This window comes from Ignavibacteriales bacterium, from assembly GCA_016709155.1.
Lineage (GTDB): Bacteria > Bacteroidota > Ignavibacteria > Ignavibacteriales > Ignavibacteriaceae > JADJEI01.
In genome coordinates, this window is record JADJEI010000001.1 from 1,521,221 (window position 1) to 1,544,344 (window position 23,124).

At 35.4% G+C, this 23,124-nt stretch carries 17 protein-coding genes and 1 pseudogene; 11 read left to right on the forward strand and 7 right to left on the reverse strand.

The features are described from left to right. Nucleotides 1–149 precede the first annotated feature (149 nt). From IPH11_07355 to IPH11_07370, 4 genes and pseudogenes are all read left to right on the forward strand, one after another. Nucleotides 150–1,397 carry a DUF1015 domain-containing protein gene (locus IPH11_07355; protein ID MBK6913475.1) on the forward strand — a complete coding sequence of 416 codons (1,248 nt, stop codon included), beginning with the start codon at nucleotides 150–152 and terminating at the stop codon, nucleotides 1,395–1,397. A gap of 105 nt (nucleotides 1,398–1,502) precedes the next feature. Further along, nucleotides 1,503–2,607 (forward strand): annotated as a pseudogene (serC, locus tag IPH11_07360) (3-phosphoserine/phosphohydroxythreonine transaminase). A 96-nt stretch (nucleotides 2,608–2,703) separates the two neighbouring features. After that, complete coding sequence (locus IPH11_07365; GenBank protein ID MBK6913476.1) at nucleotides 2,704–2,913, forward strand: hypothetical protein; 210 nt, start codon at nucleotides 2,704–2,706, stop codon at nucleotides 2,911–2,913. After that, on the forward strand, nucleotides 2,820–3,116 hold the full coding sequence (locus tag IPH11_07370; GenBank protein MBK6913477.1) for a hypothetical protein: 297 nt from the start codon (nucleotides 2,820–2,822) through the stop codon (nucleotides 3,114–3,116). The genes IPH11_07365 and IPH11_07370 overlap by 94 nt, the downstream gene beginning before the upstream one ends. Nucleotides 3,117–3,121: 5 nt before the next feature. Here the strand turns inward: IPH11_07370 and IPH11_07375 are convergent, their stop codons facing one another. Further along, nucleotides 3,122–3,502, reverse strand: a complete 381-nt coding sequence (locus IPH11_07375) for a DUF2203 domain-containing protein (GenBank protein ID MBK6913478.1) — start codon at nucleotides 3,500–3,502, stop codon at nucleotides 3,122–3,124. Between the two features lie 113 nt (nucleotides 3,503–3,615). Here IPH11_07375 and IPH11_07380 point away from each other — a divergent pair, with 113 nt between their 5' ends. After that, nucleotides 3,616–4,242, forward strand: a complete 627-nt coding sequence (locus IPH11_07380) for a thioredoxin family protein (protein ID MBK6913479.1) — start codon at nucleotides 3,616–3,618, stop codon at nucleotides 4,240–4,242. Nucleotides 4,243–4,475: 233 nt separating this feature from the next. Next, nucleotides 4,476–6,875 (forward strand): M28 family peptidase, encoded by a 2,400-nt coding sequence (locus IPH11_07385; protein ID MBK6913480.1) that lies wholly within the window; start codon nucleotides 4,476–4,478, stop codon nucleotides 6,873–6,875. 107 nt (nucleotides 6,876–6,982) lie between these two features. Here the strand turns inward: IPH11_07385 and IPH11_07390 are convergent, their stop codons facing one another. After that, a complete protein-coding gene (locus IPH11_07390; GenBank protein MBK6913481.1) occupies nucleotides 6,983–7,267 on the reverse strand; it encodes an HU family DNA-binding protein in 285 nt (94 codons plus the stop codon). 223 nt (nucleotides 7,268–7,490) lie between these two features. Between IPH11_07390 and IPH11_07395 the strand changes: the two genes are divergently transcribed. Genes IPH11_07395 through IPH11_07405 form a run of 3 tightly spaced genes read left to right on the forward strand, consistent with a single transcriptional unit; the run spans nucleotide 7,491 to nucleotide 10,829 of the window. Beyond that, complete coding sequence (locus IPH11_07395; GenBank protein MBK6913482.1) at nucleotides 7,491–7,808, forward strand: hypothetical protein; 318 nt, start codon at nucleotides 7,491–7,493, stop codon at nucleotides 7,806–7,808. A gap of 39 nt (nucleotides 7,809–7,847) precedes the next feature. Continuing rightward, the gene (locus IPH11_07400) at nucleotides 7,848–9,440 is read left to right on the forward strand and encodes a hypothetical protein (protein MBK6913483.1); all 1,593 of its coding nucleotides are present in this window, start codon (nucleotides 7,848–7,850) and stop codon (nucleotides 9,438–9,440) included. A 12-nt stretch (nucleotides 9,441–9,452) separates the two neighbouring features. Next, entirely contained in the window at nucleotides 9,453–10,829 is a 1,377-nt protein-coding gene (locus IPH11_07405) for a hypothetical protein (GenBank protein ID MBK6913484.1), read from the forward strand. On the opposite strand, the gene IPH11_07410 is transcribed toward IPH11_07405, so the two are convergent. From IPH11_07410 to nifJ, 5 genes are all read right to left on the reverse strand, one after another. Beyond that, complete coding sequence (locus IPH11_07410) at nucleotides 10,819–11,538, reverse strand: response regulator (protein MBK6913485.1); 720 nt, start codon at nucleotides 11,536–11,538, stop codon at nucleotides 10,819–10,821. The two genes, IPH11_07405 and IPH11_07410, sit on opposite strands and share 11 nt — an antisense overlap. Next, nucleotides 11,535–12,668 carry a histidine kinase gene (locus IPH11_07415; GenBank protein ID MBK6913486.1) on the reverse strand — a complete coding sequence of 378 codons (1,134 nt, stop codon included), beginning with the start codon at nucleotides 12,666–12,668 and terminating at the stop codon, nucleotides 11,535–11,537. Before IPH11_07415 ends, IPH11_07410 begins: the two co-directional genes overlap by 4 nt. Before the next feature lie 173 nt (nucleotides 12,669–12,841). Continuing rightward, nucleotides 12,842–13,987, reverse strand: a complete 1,146-nt coding sequence (locus tag IPH11_07420) for a metallophosphoesterase (protein MBK6913487.1) — start codon at nucleotides 13,985–13,987, stop codon at nucleotides 12,842–12,844. Nucleotides 13,988–14,182: 195 nt separating this feature from the next. Next, nucleotides 14,183–15,172 carry a dihydroorotate dehydrogenase-like protein gene (locus IPH11_07425; protein MBK6913488.1) on the reverse strand — a complete coding sequence of 330 codons (990 nt, stop codon included), beginning with the start codon at nucleotides 15,170–15,172 and terminating at the stop codon, nucleotides 14,183–14,185. A gap of 37 nt (nucleotides 15,173–15,209) precedes the next feature. Further along, nucleotides 15,210–18,803, reverse strand: a complete 3,594-nt coding sequence (gene nifJ / locus IPH11_07430; GenBank protein MBK6913489.1) for a pyruvate:ferredoxin (flavodoxin) oxidoreductase — start codon at nucleotides 18,801–18,803, stop codon at nucleotides 15,210–15,212. A gap of 640 nt (nucleotides 18,804–19,443) precedes the next feature. Between nifJ and IPH11_07435 the strand changes: the two genes are divergently transcribed. Together IPH11_07435 and IPH11_07440 are read left to right on the forward strand one after the other, a co-directional pair. Next, nucleotides 19,444–21,168 carry a T9SS type A sorting domain-containing protein gene (locus tag IPH11_07435; GenBank protein ID MBK6913490.1) on the forward strand — a complete coding sequence of 575 codons (1,725 nt, stop codon included), beginning with the start codon at nucleotides 19,444–19,446 and terminating at the stop codon, nucleotides 21,166–21,168. Between the two features lie 14 nt (nucleotides 21,169–21,182). Beyond that, entirely contained in the window at nucleotides 21,183–22,970 is a 1,788-nt protein-coding gene (locus tag IPH11_07440; protein ID MBK6913491.1) for a T9SS type A sorting domain-containing protein, read from the forward strand. Nucleotides 22,971–23,124: the final 154 nt, after the last annotated feature.

Below are 23,124 nucleotides of genomic sequence, written 5' to 3' on the forward strand. Positions count from 1 at the left end.
TTTCAGAATTTAAAACTCACAGCGTAATACTTCTATTTCTAATGTTTATCACTCTAAATCTCAATTCTTTTAATTGGTTTATTGATAGAATTTTTAAGATTTTTGAATAAGCAATTTTCAATATTATTTAATCAAGGGAAAATATTTTTATGGCTGTTATCAGACCCTTTAAAGCACTTAGACCTACAAAAGAAAAATCCCAGCAATTTGCAAGCGTTCCTTATGATGTAGTTAATCGTGAGGAAGCGAAACAATTTGCCAAAGGTAATCCACTTAGTTATCTGCACATCACACGATCAGAAATTGATTTGCCTGATGTAAAAGATGTTTACTCAAAAGAAGTTTATTTAAAAGCAAAAGAAAATCTTAATAAGATAATTGAACAAGCTCCATTAAATGTTGATGAAAAACCACATCTTTATCTGTACAGATTAATTATGGATGGAAGATCACAAACAGGAATTTGTGCAACCTTTTCTGTTGATGATTATGATAATGATGTTATTCTTAAACACGAAAAAACCCGCAAGGTAAAAGAAGATGATCGTACAAATCACATCATTACAACAGAAGCACAAACAGGTGTTGTGTTTTTAACTTATCGCGGAGTTAAAACTGTTAACGAGCTTGTTGATAAAACAATGAAAAGCATAAAGCCCGAATATGATTTTACTGCACCGGATGGAATTCAGCACACAGTTTGGATTATGCCGGATGAAAATATTTTAACGATTGAAAACGAGTTTGCCAAGATTAATAAACTGTATATTGCTGATGGACATCATCGTGCAAAAAGTGCAAGTCGTGCAAGAGAAGAAAAGATGAAAGCAAACCAAAATCATACCGGAAGTGAAGAGTATAATTATTTTATTGCTGTGCTTTTCCCGGCAGATCAGTTAAAGATTCGTCCATACAATCGTGTTGTGTTTGATTTGAATGGATTAAGCAAAGCAGATTTTATGGACTCTGTTGCTGATAAGTTTACTATTACTCCAACTACAGATAAAGAACCCAAAATCAAAAATACTTTTTGTATGTATATTGATAAAGAATGGTTTGAACTTAAACCAAGAGATTCCGTCTTTGCAAGTTTGTCTTTAGAAAAATCGGTTGGAGAAAAACTTGATGTAAGTATTCTTCAAAACTTTTTATTAAATCCTGTACTTGGAATTGATGATTCGCGCACAAATACAAGAATAGATTTTATTGGCGGAATACGCGGAACAAAAGAATTGGAAAAAATTGTTGATTCTGGTAAAGCTGCAGTTGCATTTTCATTTTATCCGGCTGGACTTGATGACTTGATGAATATTTCAGACGCTGGTGAAGTTATGCCGCCAAAATCAACCTGGTTTGAACCTAAGTTAAGAGATGGATTGTTAACACATTTAATTTAAATCTCCGTGCCTCTGTGCCTCTGTGGTGAAGAAAAAAGATTTACCACAGAGACACGGAGCCACAGAGAAAATCACAAAGAAAATAAACTTAAAGGAAAAAATATCATGGAAAAAAGAATCTATAACCTAAATGCTGGTCCGGCAGTTTTACCGGAAGAAGTTTTGCTTGAAGCACAAAAAGAATTATTTACTCTTCCGAGAGTTGGAATGTCTATCCTGGAAATTTCTCACCGCTCAAAAACTTTTGATGCAATTCTTGCCGATGCTAAAAGTGGAATCAAACAATTGTTAAATGTTCCTGATAATTATGAAATTTTATTTTTACAGGGCGGCGCAAGTCTCCAGTTTTCAATGGTGCCTTTAAACTTAATGCCTCCTAAAAATAAAGCAGATTATATCTCAACAGGAAGCTGGTCCAAGAAAGCAATTAAAGAAGCAAAGCGCGTTGGAACTGTTAATGTTGCCGCATCCACTGAAGAAGGTGAAGGAGATAAAAAATATTTTAAACGCATTCCAAAACAAAGCGAATTGAAACTTGATCCTGATGCTTCTTATGTTCACTTTACATCCAACAATACAATTTACGGAACTGAGTGGATGAGCGAACCTGAAGTTGGAAACGTTCCGCTTGTTTGTGATGCTTCATCAGATATTCTTCACAAAAAAATTGATGTGAGCAAATACGCTATGATTTATGCCGGTGCTCAGAAAAATATTGGACCATCGGGAGTTGTACTTGTTATTATCAGAAAAGATATGCTTGAACGAAGTCAGGATTCTCTGCACACAATGCTTAATTATAAAATCCAGGCAGAAAATAATTCGATGTATAATACGCCAAATACTTTTGGAATTTATATCATCAAACTTGTTACAAAATATCTTTTAAATCATAGGTGGACTTGATAAGATGTATGAAATCAACAAAGCAAAAGCGAAACTTCTTTATGATGCAATTGATAACAGTGATGGATTTTATAAAGGGCACGCAGCAAAAGATTCGCGCTCTTTAATGAATGTTACATTTAATCTTGCTACTCCAGATTTAGAAAAGAAACTAATTGATGAAGCAACAAAAGCCGGGTTCATTGGATTGAAAGGTCATCGTTCTGTTGGCGGATTGCGTGCATCAATTTATAATGCGTTTCCAATTAAAGGAGTAGAGGCGCTTGTGGCTTTTATGAGTGATTTTCAAAAGAAGAATGGATAAGATTACTTGTAATTCCAGGCGGTAAAAAATAATTTTTACCGTTTAATTTTTAGAGAATAACAGAAAAATATTTTTAAAAGTAAAAAAAGGAATATTATGAAAAACATTATAATAGTATTTACAACGGCAGTGTTATTTATTTCCTGCGGAAAAGAAGAAACAAAGTTTGAAGCATTTAGTGCCGAAGCTTTTGCTTATGATTTGGGCGGCAGTTGGGAAGTAAATGCAAGCACACGGGTGAAAGGGATGGCTCAAAAGAAGACGGCGAATATTTTGTTGCTGCTATTTCGTATTCGGTTGATCTAACAAAACCCTCCGGTGAAGTTGTTAAAAATGTTTATGAAGACAAGCAGGATTTTTCTAAGGATGAAGAATTTATTGATATACCATTAGAGGTTCAGTTTGTTCTTGATTCTACCTACACCTCCGGAAATTACAAAGCTACTTTTCATGTAAAAGATAATTCGACAGGCGAATCAACTGAAGTGTCTGCTGATTTTAAAATGTAGTGTGATCAGGCGAAATATTCGGGAGGAATAAGCTTTCTTGAGGAGTACCCGGATTCAAGATCGTGATAGTATTTAATTTCATCTTCGTCACTTCGCCAGCAGAGTAAAACATCCTCTCCGTTTATCATTGAAGGAAAATCAACTAAGCCTATTTTAAAATTGGGATCCTTAAAGTAACAGCCAATTTCTTCCAGCTCAAGCATAAAGCCGTCAATTTCAGAAGCAAGTTTTTTAATTCGTGAATCCTCGTCAAGATTACCAGCAAGTTCTTCTGCAATCAACCTCATTTCTGCAGCGTTGTCAAGAATATCGCGAACAATGTTTTTGACTAAAGGAAGTGTGCGATTAGCCTCTGCTATTGAAAATAATTTAATCTCTGTTGTCATGGACTTAGTTTATTTAAATTTACTGTTACAAAATTAGTATTAATAATCAATAAAAAAAGACAAAGAAAAACTGTTCGAAATTATTTTTGAAATAACACGAAGAAAAAAATTATATGAGTAGTACCAATCTATTAAAAACAATTAGTGAAACCGGCATATCGTATGCGGATTATAAAAGTATTTTAATGCGGCAAGTTCAAAATTATAATGATGAATTGGCGACAGAGGAAGAAAAAAATCAAATTCAAAACAGAAAACTGAATTTGCAAAGAACTAATCGGCTTGATAAACATTTTCATCCTTCGGAGAAGAGCATTCAAAAATTTCAACAAATCAATTCAAAGCAAATATGGATGATCATATCCGAAACCTGGTGCGGTGATTCTGCACAAAACCTACCAATAATTTCGGCACTAACAAATCTTTCGAATTATATTGAACTAAAAATTCTTTTTAGAGATGAACATCCGGAAATTATGAATTTGTATTTGGAAGGAGGAGGCAAAAAAAGTATTCCAAAATTAGTTTCCTTTAACGAAAATGGAGATGAACTTTTTCAGTGGGGACCTCGCCCGCAGCAGGCAAAATTACTGTTCGACAAAATGATTTCCGATGGTATTGATAAAGATGAAAGAAGAAAAGCCCTTCATCTTTGGTACGGACGTGATAGAGGCATCTCTGTTGAAAATGAACTCGTTAATCTTATCGAAGTATTTCTAAGGGTTATTGTTCATTCATAGCAATAGTTTAGTAAATATTTTTATAAGTGAGAAAAGAGGATTGAAAAATTATCCGGGTTGAGATTTGATTATTACTAATGTCAAGAAATAACTCGAATTAAATCATTAAACCTATCCGACCTCGACTGCTCGCAGTCGTATGATTTTTGATAGTAAATATTCTATTGTAACTCAATTTCAAAGTTGCTTAGTTAGTAATAAATCATTTACAATCATAATCTTTAGGGGATAGTATGAAAATAATTTTTCAACTCCTGGTTTTCTCCGTGATAGCACTTCAATTCAATCTTCATTCTCAGTCACCCATCGTTCAGCAAATAGTTGATTCAGCCAATCAGGATTCGCTGATGTATTTTGTAAAGGAATTATCCGGCAATGTTCCAACAATTATCAATGGGACATTACAAACAATAGTTTCCCGTAATAAATATCAGCCCGGCAACGCTCTCGCCGAAACTTATATTAAACAAAAACTTCAGTATTACGGATTAACAACTTCTATTCAATCTTTCAGTTCAACCGGTAAAAACGTTTTAGGCGTTCAGGTGGGGTCAGAATTACCCAATCAAAAATATATTATCTGTGCACACTATGATGACATGCCTTCAGGCTCAACAGCCCCCGGAGCAGACGACAACGCAAGTGGGACTTCAGCCGTATTGGAAGCAGCAAGAATTTTTTCGCAGTACACATTTCCTTTTACCATTGTTTATGCATTATGGGATGAAGAAGAACAAGGGCTGGTAGGAAGTAATTATTATGCCAATCAAGCTGCTTCGTCCGGAGATTCAATCATCGGTGTGATAAATATGGACATGATAGCTTATGATTCTGATAACGATATGGTCGCTAATATTCACACGCGAAATGTTGGAACTTCGCTTGAACTTTATGATAAAATGATTGAAGCAAATATTCAATACGGGATTAACTTCAACCTTGTTGAATATAATCCCGGCGAAGAATATAGCGATCACGCATCATTCTGGAATGCCGGCTATGGAGCAATTTTATTGATCGAAGATGATGCAGACTTTAATGCTTACTATCATAGTGTCAATGATCTTATCATTCATTTTAATGAAGCATACTATTTAAAGTCTGCAAAACTTGCTTTTGCTACACTTGCCTCATTTGCGCTTAACCTGAATATGCAAATTATTCACACGCCTTTTGCTTCAATTGATTATTCGCAGGATATGGAATTAACAGCAAACATAGTTACAGGTTTAAATATTGGAAGTGGAATTTCGGGTCCGCGACTTTACTACCGCACAAGCACAGGGGGAGGTTTTTCTGATTTTATTGAGATAGCCGGAACTCCTTTAATGAGTAATACAGAGTATAGTTTTATTATCCCTGCTCAGCAGCTTGGAACAATTGTGCAGTATTATTTGGCAGCACAGGATGATAATTCGTCAGTTGTGGTAACCCTTCCCACTGGTGGAGGCGGGTTTAATCCACCGGGAAATACTCCACCGCCGCATGCATTCCAATTCTACGTTGCCCCGGTTACTTTTGCTCTGGTTGATTCGGCTAATAATACAAATAATTGGCAGTCAACAGGCGGGTGGAATATTACAACTCAGAAATTTGTTTCCGCTCCTTACTCCTTTACTGAATCTCCTTCGGGCAATTATCAGAGTAATACAACGGCGACTTTTACTTATTTAAATGAAATAAACCTTTCAAATATTTTGGGCGCTTCACTAGAGTTTTACACTCAATGGGATATTGAAAATGATTGGGACTATGGACAAATTCAGGTTTCTACTAATGGTGGAACAAACTGGACTGCTCTCGAAGGACTTTACTCAAATCCCGGGACAGGGACTTTTCAACCGCCTGATGAACCTTTGTACGATGGTTCGCAGCTAACCTGGGTCGTAGAAAATATAGATCTAACTGAATTTATTGGTCAAAGTGTTAAGCTCAGATTCTATTTCCAATCCGATCAATCTGTTACCGGAGATGGATGGTATATTGATGATATACGATTGATGACCTTTGCAATTGTTCCGGTAGAACTAACATCCTTCACCGCAACTGCAACGCAAAACTCCGCTTCGCTTAACTGGCAAACAGCAACAGAGACAAATAACAGCGGGTTTGAGATTGAAAGAAAACAAGTCGGCAGTCCGCAGTCTTCTGTCAGCAATCTGGAATGGAGTGTTGTTGTTTTCGTTCCCGGATTTGGAACTACCACTGAACCAAAGAATTATTCTTTCATTGATGAAAATCTTCCTGCAGGAAAATATCAATACAGATTAAAACAAATAGACTTTGATGGAAGCTTCGAATACTCAAACACAGTTGAAGTTGAAATCTCTTCACCAACAGAATTTACATTGGAGCAGAACTATCCGAATCCATTTAACCCTTCAACAAAAATAAAATATACAATCCCCACTGTCACCCTGAGCTTGTCGAAGGGTGACGTTTATGTAACATTGAAAGTTTACGATGTACTTGGAAATGAAATCGCAACACTCGCAAACGAAACACAGCAGCCCGGTACTTACGAAGTTGAGTTCAACGTAGGACAGGCTATCAGCCTCTCAAGCGGCGTGTATTATTACCAGTTACGGGTCGGTGGTTTTGTTGAGACAAAGAAGATGATTTTGGTGAAGTAATTTCATAATAATTGCCATGAAATAATCCATATCATCAACAATATTTAAAAAGAAAAAAGGGATTGATAATTAAGTCAATCCCTTTTTAATAAAAGCCTGCAGTTGAATTATTTCAGAACAGCGTCTTTAGCTTGTTTAGCAATTCTGAATTTCAATGCCTTCTTTGCTGGTATAACCATTGTCTCGCCGGTGGCTGGGTTTCTGCCCATTCTTTTTTTCCTTTGAACTACAAGTAATTTGCCTAAGCCGGGAATCACGAATGCTTTCTTAGCTTCTCTATAAGCTAAGCCTACTATTTCATCAAGAAAAACACCAGATAACTTTTTTGTTGTTCCGGTTTTTTTAGCTAGATGATCTATTATCTGGGATTTGGTCATTGATTTGTAAGCCATAAATAGTGCCTCTCCTTAATTAATGAATAATTATTTCAATGGTTAAAATAAAGATAATTTGTCTCAAAGAAAATGTTTTAATAGAATTATTCGAATAAATTTTTACCGGCATATTTATGTTGAAGCCTGTTTATAGTAGTAAAACAAATACTACTTTGCGGCTTAAATCTCATTTAAGTATTTTCACAACACTATTAAATAAATTTAACGGTACTTTCATTTAATGAAAAATTTTTCTTTTCTCGTTTTCATCTTTACCATCAGCAGTATTTATGCACAGCAGGATTCGCTTTCCATTTTTAAAAGTTTGCCTAATGATACTACTTTTGTCAGCGACTCTTCTTTGACTGACTCCTCTTCATTGGTAAGATTAAAACCTGATTCACTTATTGTGCTTAATTTAAAATGTTTTTCGGAAAATTCATTTTTCATTAATAATAAAGATATCACATTCAATGATTACCGGTATGCCGGTGATTTCTTGAGAATATTTCCTTTTACTTTTATTAAAGATCTCGTGTTTATCGGGCTGCCGAATTAAATATATTTGTGTGGTGTACCTTCCTCTGCTGCAACTTATATGAACGATGGAATTTACTTTAATAACAGATTTAATCTGCGAACTGATCTGAATCATATTCAAACAGAATCAGTTGATTCAATCGAAGTAATAAATCTACCCAGGGGATTTTTATACGGAGCAGAACTTAATCCTGTTGCGATCAACTTTATTGAAAAAGATATTTATTCAAAACAACCTTTCACTAGAATTAAGTATTACGAAGGACCGTTTGGCGAAGCTTTTGTAGATGGTAAATTCAGTATAAATGCTTTTAAAAGAATTAACATTTCTGCAGATGTTTCAAACAAAAAAGTGGATAACAGATATGTTAATTCTGATTTTAGCCTTTGGCGTGCAGGTGTAAAAGTTAAATATTTTCTATCCAACTCAATTAACTTAATTGGAAGCTACTATCATATTAAATCAGTAGCCGGGTTTAATGGTGGGGTTGATGTAGACAGCATAGCTACTTACTCGACAGATATAAACAACATATTGTACGATAATGTACTTGCGCCGGTAAAATACCCCACGCGATTTCTAAAATCTACCCAGCATCATTTCGCATTACGCACCCTTGCTGATTTTGAAGGGTGGGGACGTTCTGATATCCAGCTCTACTATAAATTTACGCTCGATGAAGATTATGAACCGCTGAGCACTTATGAAAATAAATTAACAAACAAGAATAAAGTAATCGGCATAAGCACCTCACAAACTTTGAAATACGGTTTTTGGAAATTGATTTTATTTGGAAATTATGAGAAACAAATTTTACGCGACATAAATGTCGTTCCGCCCTATTTCAATGAAGATACACTGAATATTAATTCAATTTCATTTTCTGCAATCGGTTCATTTTATTTATTTGATAGCACTATTGTTCCTTCCTTCTTTTCAAGAATAAAAAACCAAAGCTCCGATGCAAATTATCCTTTGACTTATAATAAAAATCTTTTCGGTTATGGAGCAGATGTGGCATTAAGAATTATTGATGAAATTAAAATTTATCTGGGCATTTCGTCATTCGATCAATATTTTACTGAGTGGAAACAAATGATCATCGAAGAAATTGGTGTTGAAGCCGAGTATAAAATTGTCAGCGCAAAATTAAAATTTTTCAACATGAATAATAGGTACACCCAAACCATTTATCCGATGATAGATTACACCGGTTATAATAGTAATGATTTTATCGGTGCTTCACTTAATGCAAATATTAATCTCTGGAGTTTTTCTCTTGAAACTTTGACAAGCTTTTATCACAATTCCGACCCGAATACAGGGGCAAATGTTCTTGATGTACCTGATGCAACTTTTCGAGGTGGGGTCTATTTTATAGGATCGGCATTTGATTCTAACCTGGACATAAAAACAGGATTTGTTTTTAACTATACCGGGAAGCAAATAATCACTGACCATCAGTTTTTTAATTTGGTTGTTGATCCCTCTTACAAACTTGATTTTACGCTTGCTGGTCAAATTCAAAAGGTAGCAACTGTTTATTTCACTTGGGAAAATTTATTCGACAACGACTACTTTATTACGCCATATTATCCTATGCCAAACAGGAATATTCGTTTTGGTCTATCATGGGAATTATTTAATTAAACTATTATTCTGATGTCTGTTTTTAGTTTCCGCTATAACATTACAGAAAAAAAAATATTTATATTTTTAATCCTCGCTGCAATTCTAACTGAAATATTTTATTTGATCCTTGCTTTTAATTCGGAGGGTAAAGAAAGTATTCCACTTTACATGTTCGTTTACTTTGAAGCTTTTTTAATATTTTTCTTTTCCTGGCTCATAATCAAAAGAGTTCCATTTAACGAAAAAACCGACAGTGAAATTCTAAAGTTATTTTCGAAAATTATTTCTATAAATTCAGATGAGCAGTTCAAATTAAAACTACCGCTCTTTATTATTGTAACTGGATTGCTGTTCAGATTAACTCTTTTTCCATCCACCCCTTCTACATCGGATGATGTTTACAGATATGTTTGGGAAGGTAAAGTTGTTGTGAACGGCTTTAATCCATTTACCACTCCCCCGAACTCAAATGTACTCAGTTCACTTCAGGATTCTAATTACACTAAAGTCACTTATAAAAATATTCCGGCAATTTATCCGCCTTTTTCTCAATTAGTCTTTGCGACGGCATACATTTTAACAGAAGATAATCTTCTCGGGCTAAAGTTAATTTATTTTATTTGTGAATTTTTCACTTTAATATTTTTATTAAAACTTCTTCACTTGAAAAAAATAAATTTAAACAGAATAATACTTTATGCCTGGCTTCCATTGCCGATTATGGAATATTTTGTGAATGTTCATCTTGATCCGGTTGGAATAATGTTTCTGATTATCGCAGTTTATTTTATTGAAAGGGAAAAATTTGCGGGCGCATCCGTTTTTCTTGCACTCTCATTTTTATCAAAACTGATCGGAATATTTTTATTGCCTTTGATTTTTAGAAAAGCCGGGATCAATAAATCAGTCCTATTTATTTTCATCTTTAGTTTTGTTTCAATAATCTTTTACCTGCCATTTGCTGATGAAAGTTTTTCAACATTTACAGCATTTTCGACTTATTTATCCAACTGGGAATTTAACGGATCAATTTACAATTCATTTAAGGTGCTGTTCAGCAACAGTGAAACTGCACGAATGATTTGCGGGATTATCTTTATCTCATTAGTTGTTTACATCTCATCCACATATAAAGATTTTTCAAAGGCGGGGTTTTATATTTTTCTATGCTGGGCAATTCTATCAACCACACTTTTTTCATGGTATCTTGGCTGGCTTGCAGTTCTAAATCCATTTGTAAACTTTTTTTCTGTGATGAGTTTGTTATTTACAATAAACCTTACGAACTTTTCTCCGCTTGGCAATGAATGGCGCGAATATGGATTTGTGCTTGCAATAGAATATGTGCCGTTTTTTCTGCTGCTGGTTTACGATTTTCTATTCGAAGCCCGAAAAATTAAAGACTGAGCATATCTTTAAATTTAATTGCCTGCCTGCGCGAGACTTCAATTTTATGCCCGCCTTTTAGCTTTACAAGCAAACCGCCGTTAAGCCAGGGTTCTATATTTTCTACCCATTTTAAATTAATAATGTGTTTTCGATTTGCCCGAAAAAACGCTTTGTTGTCTAATCTTTCATCAAGATAATTAAGCGTTCTCAAAATCAACGGTTTATGTTCATCGAAAAAAAGACGCACATAATTTCCTTCGGATTCAAACAACCGGATGGTAGAAAGTTTTACAAACCAGCATTTATCCCCATCCTTTACAAATATCTGATCGTTTTCGGTAAGGGCAGGGGCTTCCAATTGAGAGACAATTTGTTTTTTTTGCTTTTCCAGAATTTTTTTAACCGTATCCTCAAGACGCTTTGGTTCAATTGGTTTTAAAAGGTAATCCATTGCATTGAAATCGAATGCTTTCAAAGCGTACTCGTCATAAGCAGTTGTGAACACCACGATCGGGACACTGTCAAGTTCCTCAAGTAGTTGAAATCCTGTTTTGCCGGGCATTTGAATATCAAGGAAAATAATATCCGGATTTAATTCGGTGATTTTATTTAACGCATCGTCAGCATTAACAGCTTCTCCGACAACATTTATTTCTTTGAATGGTTCAAGAAGTCTTTTCAATTCAGTGCGTGCAAGGCGTTCGTCATCTATTATTAAAGCTTTCATTTTTTACCTCCGGTTGGAATAACTAATTCACTTAGTACTTCATTTTTATTTAATGCTAAAATATTTAAATAAGCATCTTCTCCATATAGAAGATTTAATCTTTGTTTCGTATTACTAATTCCAAAGCCTTTTGAACTGCGAAATAACTCTTCGTCAAAATGCCCGGTATTATTTATTCTAATAATAACTTTATTTTCTGCCTTAGAAGCAGTAACAGTTACGCTGCCCCCACCAGGCTGTTTCGAAATTCCATGCTTGATCGCATTTTCAACAAGTGTTTGAATCATCATCGGAGGGATTTCAATATTTTTAACCGCCTGATCAACTTCCAATTTGTAATGTAGTCTTTCCTCAAATCTGATCTTTTCAAGTGCGAGATAATCCTTCACGGTTTGCATTTCGTCATCAAGCGGTACGGTTTCTGTACGCTCTATTTTTAATGAGTATCTTAAAATATTAGAAAGCCGCGTTACCGCATCTTTTGCGTTTGAAGGGTCTTCTTCAATAAGTGCCCTTATGCTGTTCAATGCATTAAACATAAAATGTGGATTGAGCTGCGACTTAAGAGTTTTTAGTTCAAAATCTTTTACTGCCGCTTCCCATATCAATGATTCTATCTCTACTTTTTTATAATTTTCAAAATAGTGAAGCGACAAATAAATCAGCGACCAAACAAAAACTACACTGCTCATATTAAAGACACCAATAAAGGGGGAGATTGGTTTTATCTCGTCCGAAGAATATGTGTTTGTTGAAAGTGCGACAGCAAGAATGAACCCATAAATTAAAGCGCCTATAATAAAACTTGCAAGAATTGTTCTCGGTAGAATTTTTCTGAGTGGTAAATCGAGCCAATTACTTTTTTTTATCTGTGCCCGGTAAATATGAGTGAAACTTATTCCAAGCTGAATCATGTAAAGCGCAATAATAGTTCGCTGCCAGTTTAACTCGCCAAGAAAAGCTGTAACAATAATGTTGATGAAAGCAAAAAAACTCCAGCCAAAAAATTGACTTAGCCAATATGCTCTTTTACAACTAATCTTTTTCCGCGAATGAATTGATTTCTCAGATTTCAGAATTTCATCCTGATAATTATTTACTAAATCCGAATTTGCTATTAATGCTTTCAAAATATAAATCTAACTTTGTGAAAAGAAAAAGAATCTTTTGAACAATCAAGATTCAATAAACTACTGCCTAAAAGTAGTTTGATTAATTATGAAAGTGCTGAAATATTCTTTCTGCGGATTAAAGAAATGATAGGTGGTTTGCTGAAAATAATTTCTGATTTATTAATGCAGTTCTAATTCGTAAAATTCAACTTAATATTAACGATCTCAGCATCACTTGCAAGTTTAACCCGCGGACCCCAGGAACCAACACCAGACGATACATAATAATGAGTGCTGCCTTTTTTCATGTACCCCCAGCTTAATTCATAAATTAAATTGGTTATTAAATTGATAGGAAACATTTGCCCATTGTGCGTGTGTCCCGATAATTGAAGAGCGATCCGATTGTCTTGTGCTTCTTTTAATTTGTATGGGGTGTGGTCAAGTAATATTACAGGTAAGTTTTCCGTTGAACTATTCAAAATTTCAGATAATGATTTACGGCGTTTTTGTGTAAAATTTTGTTTACTAACATCTTCTCTTCCTACCAGAATGAAACTGTTGTTGACAACTTCCGAAGAATCACGCATTACCTTTATTCCGTTTGCAGTTAAATATTTTACCGATTCTTCTCCACCGTTTATATACTCATGATTTCCTGTGGAAGCATATACCCCATACTTAGATTTGAACCGATTCAGTGATTTCCCAACTCCTCTTTGAGTTAAGATGTGGGGTTTGTCGTCAACAACATCACCGGCTATTAATATAATATCCGCATTAAGTTTATTTACTTTTTCGACAATCTGTTTTAAGAAAGACTCGCCATTCAAAGGGGAAAGATGAATATCTGAAAGCATCACAATATTTAACTGATTAAGATTTGCATTTTTTCCATCAACATTTAGATAAAGATTTTTAACCTTAAAGTTTGTTGAATTAATAAACCCAATCAAAATTATTGTGCTTGACAAAAACAAAACTACCGCAGCAGCAATTTGCTTTGATAGCTCATAGTTGCTGTTGATAAAGGTTGGAAAAATTCCTAAATAATAATTCGCAACACGTGCTAAATCAATAAATAAAATAAATAGTGTTAAATAAAGAATGAAAGCAAACCAGAACGAACCAATCCACAAAAATAAATCATACAAAAGGGGGTGAAGAAAAGAATGGAGAAATTTCGCCGCAAGATATCCAAAAGCAAATAATAAAAATGTAAAAATATAAAATGGTTTAAGGAAGGTTATGGCTGAAATTGCCTGCCAGCCCCGGATAAAGATGTAATAATTTATAAGTGAGTAGAGAATAAAAAATATCGAAAAGAAAACAGCCATGTATTTGCCTAATTTTTTATTTCAAATTAAATACAAAAACCCTAAGTAAAAGTGATCTTTATAACAAGTGAGTATCCTAAAGAGGGAGCCGCTGCAGTTCCGGGCGTGCGACCCGGAAAATTGCTTAATTGAGTGTGGGTAGTAGAATCGGATCTAAGAAAAAATGCTCGAAACTACAACGGCTTATTTTGAAGTCTATTTATAAGTATTTAATGCTCTCATATAATTTGATCTCTCAAGTTTTGCAGGATCAGAAACACTCTTATAACTCATGCTGCCGCGCATTTGATCGAGAGATTCATATTCATTTGCTTCCATCCAGTACTGCAGTTTACTGATTACATCTGCAATGTGCCCAATTCCAAATTTTAATAAAGCAGAAAGCATTTGTGTAACTTTTGCCCCCGCCATTGTCATTTTGATCACATCTTCTTCGGTGTAAACCCCGCTTGTTGCCGCAAGATCAGCGTCAACTCTGCCGTAAAGAATTGCAGTCCAGCGAAGTGGTAATCTCATTTCCATCGGCGTTGTTAATAAAACATTTGGAACTACTTCAAGTTTTTCAAGATCAATATCGGGCTGATAAAACCTATTGAATAATACCAAACCGTCAGCTCCATTTTTATCAAGATGGTCAGCCATATTACTAACTGAGGTAAAGAATGGATGCATTTTGACAGCAACAGGAATATTAATATTCATTTTAACTGACTTAACTATATCGATGTACGACTTTTCAATATCAAATGATGGTGTAATCATGTCGGTGGCAAGTCTGTAAATATTTAACTCAAGTGCATCGGCACCGGCTTGTTCAATTTTTTTTGCATAATCTATCCACCCGCCTTCTGATTTACCATTAAGACTTGCTATGATTGGAATATCAACTGCCTGTTTTGCTTTTCGTATGTGATCAAGATATTCTTCCGGACCAAGTTTGTAATCAAATGGTTCGGGTAAGTAGCTTGTTGCTTCGGCAAAACTTTCAGAGTGAACGCTTGTGTGATGATGAAGTTCGAGAGCATCGTGTTCAATTTGCTCTTCGAAGAGCGAATACAAAACTACAGCACCCGCGCCGGCATCTTCCATTTGCTTGATGTTTTCAATTTCATGAGAAAGTGGTCCTGCAGAAGGAACAATAGGTGATTTAAGTTTTAGTCCGAGATATTCAGTTGTAATGCTCATATAATTATCCTGATATTAAAATTTATTTTCATATAGATTATTTTTGATTTGTCTTTTCTTCTGCGCCCAAAGAAGCAAGCTGTTCGTAATGTTTCCATTTTTGAACTACATCATCCTGAGCTTCTGCAATCAATTTTTCAGCTTCAACAGGATGAGATTTGGTCAACATTTTGTATCGAGTCTCGAGATAAGCATAATCTTTCAAAGGAATTTTCAATCCTTTAGAATCAAGTTTAAATGGATTTTTTCCTTCGGCTTCCCAATCCGGATGATACCTGTAAAGCTGCCAGTAACCGGAATCAACCGCTGCTTTTTGATTCTGCATTGCGGTACCCATATTTATTCCGTGAGCAATACAATGGCTGTACGCAATAATTAATGATGGACCTTCATATGCTTCTGCTTCAAGAAATGCTCTTAATGTGTGCTGATCATTTGAGCCCATTGCAACTTTTGCTACGTAAACATTTCCATAAGCCATTGCCATCAGACCCAGATCTTTTTTAGCTTGCGGTTTTCCGGATGCAGCAAATTTTGCTACTGCCCCTCGAGGAGTAGATTTCGAACATTGCCCGCCTGTGTTAGAATATACTTCAGTGTCAAGCACAAGTATATTTACGTTTGCGCCTGAAGCAAGTACGTGATCCAATCCACCGTAACCAATATCATAAGCCCATCCATCACCTCCCATAATCCAAACGGATTTTTTTACGAGGTAATCAGAAAGACTTAAAAGATTTTTTAAATCGTTTGATTTTCCATTAGAGGTTGATTTAACCAATTCGTTCAATTTATTATTCAATACTTTAACTCGTTCACGCTGATCGTAAATATCGGATTCGTCATTTTGTTTTGCACTAATAATTTCATCAACGAGTGTCTGTCCAATCTCGGAAGCAAATTTTACTAACAATTCTTTAGCGCGCTCGCTATGTTTATCAATTGCTATTCTAAAACCGTAACCAAACTCTGCATTATCCTCAAACAACGAGTTTGACCAGGCAGGTCCTCTTCCATTTGCATCAACAGCCCAGGGGGTGGTAGGAAGATTTCCCCCATAGATTGATGAACAGCCGGTTGCGTTTGCAATCACTGCGCGGTCGCCAAAAAGCTGACTGACTAATTTTACATAGGGAGTCTCACCGCAGCCCGAGCAAGCACCGCTGAATTCAAAAAGCGGACGAAGGAATTGCGAATCTTTTATTTTTCCAACGTTCACTTTTTTTCTATCGAGATCAGGAATGTTAAGAAAGAAATCCCAGTTAGCTCTTTCTTGTTCGCGCAGAGGGAACTGCTCATTCATATTAATTGCTTTATACTTCGTCTCTTTTTTATTCTTCGCAGGACAAACATCAACACAGATTCCGCATCCGGTACAATCCTCGACAGCTACTTGAAGGCTGTAAATCATACCGTCACCGTAATCCTTTGATTTAAATTTTGTTGATTTAAAATCCGAAGGAGCATTTTCCAGATATTTTTCTTCGTAAACTTTTGCCCTTATTGTAGCGTGAGGACAAACCATAACACATTTGTTGCATTGAATACAAGTTTCGGGATCCCAGACAGGAACTTCGAGAGCTATATTCCTTTTTTCCCATTGTGAGGTTGCAAGGGGGTAGGTTCCATCTACCGGCATTTTACTTACGGGCAAAAGATCTCCTTCGCCTGCAATCATTTTTGCAGTAACTACGTGAACAAAAGCTGGAGCATTCGCAGAAACTGCAGGCTGCAATTGTCTCCTGCTTGTAATTTTATTTGGGACTGTTACTTCAAATAAATTATCGAGCGTTTGATCAACAGCAGCAAAATTCATTTGAACAATTTTATTGCCTTTCGCTCCGTAAGTTTTTTTAATCGAGTTTTTAATTAATTGTATCGCTTGCTCTTTCGGGAAAATATTTGAAATTGCAAAGAAGCAAGTCTGCATAATTGTATTGATGCGAACACCCATCCCTGTTTGGTTGGCAACTGTGTAAGCGTCAATAATGAAAAGCTTCATCTTCTTTTCAATTAAATCTCTTTGAACTTTTTCAGGAAGTGAATCCCAAACTTCTTCTTTCGGAACCTTTGTGTTCAAGAGGAAAGTTGCATTAGGTGCTGCTTGTCGAAGCATATCGGTTTTTTCCAAAAATTCCTGCTGATGACAGGCAATAAAGTTAGCTTTATTAATAAGATAGGTTGATTGAATATTTTTAGGACCAAATCTAAGATGGGAGATAGTCATCGAGCCTGATTTTTTCGAATCATAAACAAAATAACCCTGGGCAAAGTAATCTGTTCCTTCGCCAATAATTTTTATCGAATTTTTATTTGCACCAACCGTTCCATCTGCACCAAGCCCATAAAATTGTCCGCGAAATGTTTCTTCAGATTCTACCGAAAAGGCGGGATCAAAATCAAGGCTGGTATTCGTTACGTCTTCAATGATTCCAACTGTAAAATGGTGTTTTGGTTTATTAAGACTTAGATTATCAAAAACAGTTTTAAGCATTGCTGGTGTAAATTCTTTTGAAGATAAGCCATAGCGTCCGCCAACTATTTTGGGATAAGCAAATTGAAGATCGCCATTAATGTGAGTTTCTGAAATCGCATTTACTATGTCCAGATAAAGTGGTTCACCTCCGGCTCCGGGTTCCTTTGTACGATCGAGCACAGCAATTGACTTTGTGGTTTTTGGCAATGCTTTAATAAAATGACTTAAAGAAAATGGTCTGTACAATCTTACTTTAACTAACCCTACCTTTTCACCTTTTGCAGCAAGATTGTTTACTGTTTCCTCTGCGGCTTCTGCACCCGAACCCATCATCACGATAATTCTTTCAGCATCTGCAGCACCTATGTAATCAAACAGATGATATTGTCTTCCAACTAATTTTGCAAACTTGTCCATTTGTTTCTGAACAATATCGGGACAGGAATTGTAGAATGGATTGACAGTTTCTCTTCCTTGAAAATAAACGTCGGGGTTTTGTGCAGCACCGCGCATGAAAGGTCTGTCTGGTGACAAACCTCTAAGGCGATGTTCTCTAACAAGATCATCGTCAATCATTCCTTTCATATCTTCTTTGGAAAGTTCTTCAATTTTCATCACTTCGTGTGATGTTCTGAATCCGTCAAAGAAATGTAAGAATGGAACGCGTGCTTCGAGTGTTGATGCTTGAGCGATCAGTGCAAAGTCCATTACTTCCTGAACACTGTTCGAACACAACATTGCAAATCCAGTTGAACGAGTAGCCATAACATCACTATGATCACCAAAGATCGAAAGCGCTTGTGCTGCAATTGATCTTGCAGAAACATGAAATACTGTAGAAGTAAGTTCGCCTGCTATTTTGAACATGTTGGGAATCATCAAAAGTAATCCCTGCGAAGCGGTGAAAGTTGTCGTCAACGCTCCGGTCTGAAGTGCGCCATGAACACTGCCTGAAGCCCCCCCTTCACTTTGGAGTTCTTTTACAGTCGGAATCGTTTCCCAGATATTTTTTCTTCCCACAGCCATCCACGAATCACACCATTCGCCCATATTTGAAGAAGGGGTGATGGGATAAATTGCTATTACTTCATTTGTATTATATGCAACATGAGCTGCAGCTTCATTACCGTCTATTGTTACTTTTTTTCTTTCCATTTTATTTCCATTAGAATTGTTAAAATTTCCACAAGAATTAAGTTCCCATACTTAGCCAAAACTATACCAATAAAAACATGCTGAAATCATTGATTAAAACAATTATTATTAAATATTTTTATCAAATAATAGAATTGAAACTTCGATATTTCTTGAAATTGAGAATAACAATGTGATCAATATTAAATTGAAAACAATTACAAATTTTTGTTGAATCGAACCAATTGAAACCTTCGAGGATTAGAAAAACCCCAAAGTTTTTTTGAAGGGAGATTTGATCACATAGCGACAGGCAATTCAACAACTCACCTTAAAAAAATAACTTTACATTCACTTTGATTTTGTTTAAGTTTTCACCGAGGAAAAGAAAATGAATAATTTCTTGGCACGATATTTAGCTCTCTCTCTCTGCAATTGCGGATTGGAATTGAATTATTCTTTTTCACATTAGACTTTTGTTTGTATGAACTGCCTGCAGTTTACATACCATTCCAAACCATTCTACATTCTAAATTCTGCATTGTACATTTCCCCACCGGATTTACGTAGCTTGAGAAATCCAACTGTCACATTGAGCGTGTCGAAATGTGACGTTAATCTAACAGTGTTTTCTTTCCCTAAGAATTTTTTAAGGTAAAAAATGAAAAGCAAAATATTTATTGTCCTGATTTTTATTATAAATGGTCTGTGTCTTGCACAGCAAAACACTTTTAACAAAGAAGCTGAACTGAAAAAGTTTGTTGAACGCCGCGGAAAGGTTGAAGAAACTTCTCCAAATATTTATAAACTCACTTACAGAGACGGTTCTCAAAGAGTATTTAACTTTAATCAGAGCGAAAAGTTAAATGAGATAGACAACGGTATAGACACAACTATAATAAATGTTTGGGAAATAGACACAACAAAATTTGCTGGTATGTTTAAGTTTTGGCAAGAGGTTGAGGTAGCAAACACAGAATTTTTTCCAGTACTTATTGATGATTTAAACAAAAATAATTTGCCCGAGCTATATGGGTATAGCAATTACTCCACACTTGGGTCACAACCATATGGTGGCCCAGTAAAGGTATTTGAATCTAATGAAACTGGAATATATCAGAATATTTTTACATATGATTCCACAACTATTTTTGTACATGCTTTAGGTGATATTCATAACCCTGTGGGAAAGGAGATATATTTAAGATCCCGAATAACAAACAGTGGAACGGTTTATAAAGGCGATTCGTTTGGGCAATTGCCGACAAATTTCGATTTCATCTTTTACTATAATAACCAATTCCAAATAAATGATATGACATTTGGAGATTTTGATATAAATAAAATAACTGATTGTGCATTTACTAGTGCCAATGATGGTGGTATCCCAAGAATTATTTTAGGTGAATTCAGGGATAGCATAAATAATTTTGTTACGGTATTCGAGCAAGTAACTGAAGGTGAATGCCCATCGGGTTTTGCAATAGGCGATTTTGATCAAGACGGGAAAACTGAATTAGTTTCAAGTACAGGAAATGGTAATATATACATAATAGAAAATAATAATGAGAACCAATATTCACTTGTTAGTCAATTCTTATTTCCTTCCTTAGATGCGTATATGCAAACAGTAACAAATGATATTGACGGAAATGGTAAACCAGAATTCTGGATTGGTGGTCAAAATCTTCTTGATGGAATTACTACTTATCAATGTTATGAATCAGACTCTGATAATAGTTATCATCCTATAGCAAGAATAGAATTGAGATATTCGGTTTCTCTCGGGACAAATTATATTCAGGCAGCGGATATTGATGATGATGGAAAGGAAGAACTGATAATTTCCAGCGGTAATAATATCTTTATTCTAAAGTTTGTCGGTTCAAGCGGAGAACATATTTACAAATTGTTATATGCCAAATTAGGCGAGGCTACACAAATAGGTGCTGAATTTTATCCAGTTGCCATTGCTGATCTGGACGGGGACGGAATGAAGGATTTGCTCCTGCCATTTCGTAAATATGTTGAACCGATCGTATATGCTTTTAGTTATATTCTCCGTAAATCGAATACCACCGGGGTGGAAAATGAGAATTCTCAAATTTTTCAAGATACATTTATCAGCAGTTATCCAAATCCGTTTAATGCAACAAGTACTATAAGTTTTCAACTAAATGAGACATCAAAAGTTCAAATAAAAATCTTCAATACCTTAGGGAAAGAAATAACAACGCTGTTAGAAAAAGATCTTACTCCCAACAGCTACACAATAAGCTGGGAAGCAATTAACAAAAATGGTGGTCCACTACCAAGTGGTGTTTATCTAATTGTTCTACAAACAAAGAATTCGATAAAATCAATCAAAACAATTTTATTAAAATAAAAATGGAGTTTTAAATGTTAGCAAAAATAAATTCGCAAAAGGCGATCAACTATTCTGTAAAACAAATAGCAATTTTAATAGTAATACTTTTATCATCTGCGATTTTTTCCCAAGCACCTAACTGGACAACCATTAAAGAAACAAATGTTTTTACCGGTACAGAATTTACTCAGCCTGATGTTGATATTTTCACGAATGGTTATGGAAACCACGTCATTATAAAACGAAAAACAGAGTTGAAATATTTCAGAATGAATGCAAATGGCATCGCAACTGATTCTGCCCAAATTGAGAGCTACCTTGAAAGTACGCCAGTTGTTTCGCCAAGTATTTCAGGTGATGCTTCTAATTTATATATTGTTTACAGAAATTATGAGGCAACAACTCTAACAGCTAAAGTTAGCACAAATGGTGGCAGTTCGTGGGACTATATCTCGCCAAACCCTTCGAATAGCAATTCATCACAAATTGAATCTGTAATGTCAAACGGTAAACTACACGTTGTTTATGAAGTCTCGGGTTTAATTAAATACCGAAATTGGAATGGAACATATTGGTCATCCGAGAAATCCGTTTCAAACAGCGAAATTGGTTATTTCCCTCGCATTATTGCCTGGTATTTAGGGAGCGTTGATAGGGTTTATTTTTTATATGATAAAGCTAATTCTAACGAGGGGCGATGGAGAGAGTTTAATGTTGCAAATAATAGTTGGGTAACCAGCAGCCCACAAACTGCATTTACAACTTCCGATTATTCCTCCCCAACTGGTTTTATGGTTGATAATTCATATATCTTTTTTTATTATGCTATCGGATCAACCGATCATTTCTTCCAATACACCATTCGACGTAAGACTGATAATTTACACATTGATGATAGCTTTGCTGAACCATATAATCAAACTTATAAAACTTTTTCAACAACCACTGCGAACAATGTATCTCACACAGTCTTTTTTTCAGAGGGTCAGCTACTTGATGGTGTAGCAGAGTATGGTCTAAATAGAGCGAAAGGTAATGGTAGTGGGACTTCAGATATCGATCTAGTATTTACGAATCCAGATCTTTCACCAATCTTTGAAGTATTAAATATCTCTTCTTCTGGAAATGATGTGCACGTAATATGGTTAGATAATTTACCAGGACACAATCAATATAAATTGCGCTATATTTACGATGACCAAGCCCCCCTTACACCAACAAACTTTACAGGCACAACATATAATAATCATCCTAAACTAACCTGGAGTTTAATAAATGGACCAGATGTGGTTTATGAAATTCATCGTAAAGTATCTCCATTAGGCGAACCTGCCGGTACCTGGCAGCTATTAACTGATAATGTTAGCGCTAGTACTTCATCTTATGTTGACAATGGTTTTGAAATCACCGGTCAACACAGAGAAGGATTTGTAGAATATAAAATGAGAGCAAAAGATTTACAGCCTATCTTTTCTGCTTTTACAGGCGTTGTATCTTATTCATACTATGGAGTTAATAAAATTAACTTCGGAAGTGTTAAAGAATTCTCCCTCTCCCAAAATTATCCCAACCCTTTCAACCCAAGCACAGTTATTTCTTACTCCATTCCTTTTGAGGGAAGTGTGAGACTCAGAGTATTCAATATGCTTGGTGAAACAGTAAGCGAGCTTGTTAATCAAACTCAAACTGCTGGTGAGTATCAAACTACTTTCGATGCAGGCAATCTTGCCTCTGGAATGTATTTCTATTCAATCGAAGCTGTCTCTTCTGATGGCTCGCAGAATCTCAAAGAAGTGAAGAAGATGCTGCTGCAGAAATAATTACAGACGTCAATGTAAAATCCCATAGGGACAAGCGTTAGACGATAAACGTGAGACGAAAAGGCAGTTTTGCATTTTTATGCGGAGCTGCCTTTTTTATTTAATAATTCATGATACTCTGTTGTCGTGCCGATGGCAAGGCCCCGGAATGACA

Bases quoted from the DNA above. Each gene is read 5' to 3' on its own strand.
- IPH11_07435 (MBK6913490.1), top strand. From the start codon at position 19,444: ATGAAAAGCAAAATATTTATTGTCCTGATTTTTATTATAAATGGTCTG.
- nifJ (MBK6913489.1), bottom strand. From the start codon at position 18,803: ATGGAAAGAAAAAAAGTAACAATAGACGGTAATGAAGCTGCAGCTCAT.
- IPH11_07405 (MBK6913484.1), top strand. From the start codon at position 9,453: ATGTCTGTTTTTAGTTTCCGCTATAACATTACAGAAAAAAAAATATTT.
- IPH11_07385 (MBK6913480.1), top strand. From the start codon at position 4,476: ATGAAAATAATTTTTCAACTCCTGGTTTTCTCCGTGATAGCACTTCAA.
- IPH11_07425 (MBK6913488.1), bottom strand. From the start codon at position 15,172: ATGAGCATTACAACTGAATATCTCGGACTAAAACTTAAATCACCTATT.
- IPH11_07390 (MBK6913481.1), bottom strand. From the start codon at position 7,267: ATGGCTTACAAATCAATGACCAAATCCCAGATAATAGATCATCTAGCT.
- IPH11_07355 (MBK6913475.1), top strand. From the start codon at position 150: ATGGCTGTTATCAGACCCTTTAAAGCACTTAGACCTACAAAAGAAAAA.
- IPH11_07400 (MBK6913483.1), top strand. From the start codon at position 7,848: ATGAACGATGGAATTTACTTTAATAACAGATTTAATCTGCGAACTGAT.
- IPH11_07365 (MBK6913476.1), top strand. From the start codon at position 2,704: ATGAAAAACATTATAATAGTATTTACAACGGCAGTGTTATTTATTTCC.
- IPH11_07440 (MBK6913491.1), top strand. From the start codon at position 21,183: ATGTTAGCAAAAATAAATTCGCAAAAGGCGATCAACTATTCTGTAAAA.
- IPH11_07395 (MBK6913482.1), top strand. From the start codon at position 7,491: ATGAAAAATTTTTCTTTTCTCGTTTTCATCTTTACCATCAGCAGTATT.
- IPH11_07380 (MBK6913479.1), top strand. From the start codon at position 3,616: ATGAGTAGTACCAATCTATTAAAAACAATTAGTGAAACCGGCATATCG.
- IPH11_07375 (MBK6913478.1), bottom strand. From the start codon at position 3,502: ATGACAACAGAGATTAAATTATTTTCAATAGCAGAGGCTAATCGCACA.
- IPH11_07410 (MBK6913485.1), bottom strand. From the start codon at position 11,538: ATGAAAGCTTTAATAATAGATGACGAACGCCTTGCACGCACTGAATTG.
- IPH11_07420 (MBK6913487.1), bottom strand. From the start codon at position 13,987: ATGGCTGTTTTCTTTTCGATATTTTTTATTCTCTACTCACTTATAAAT.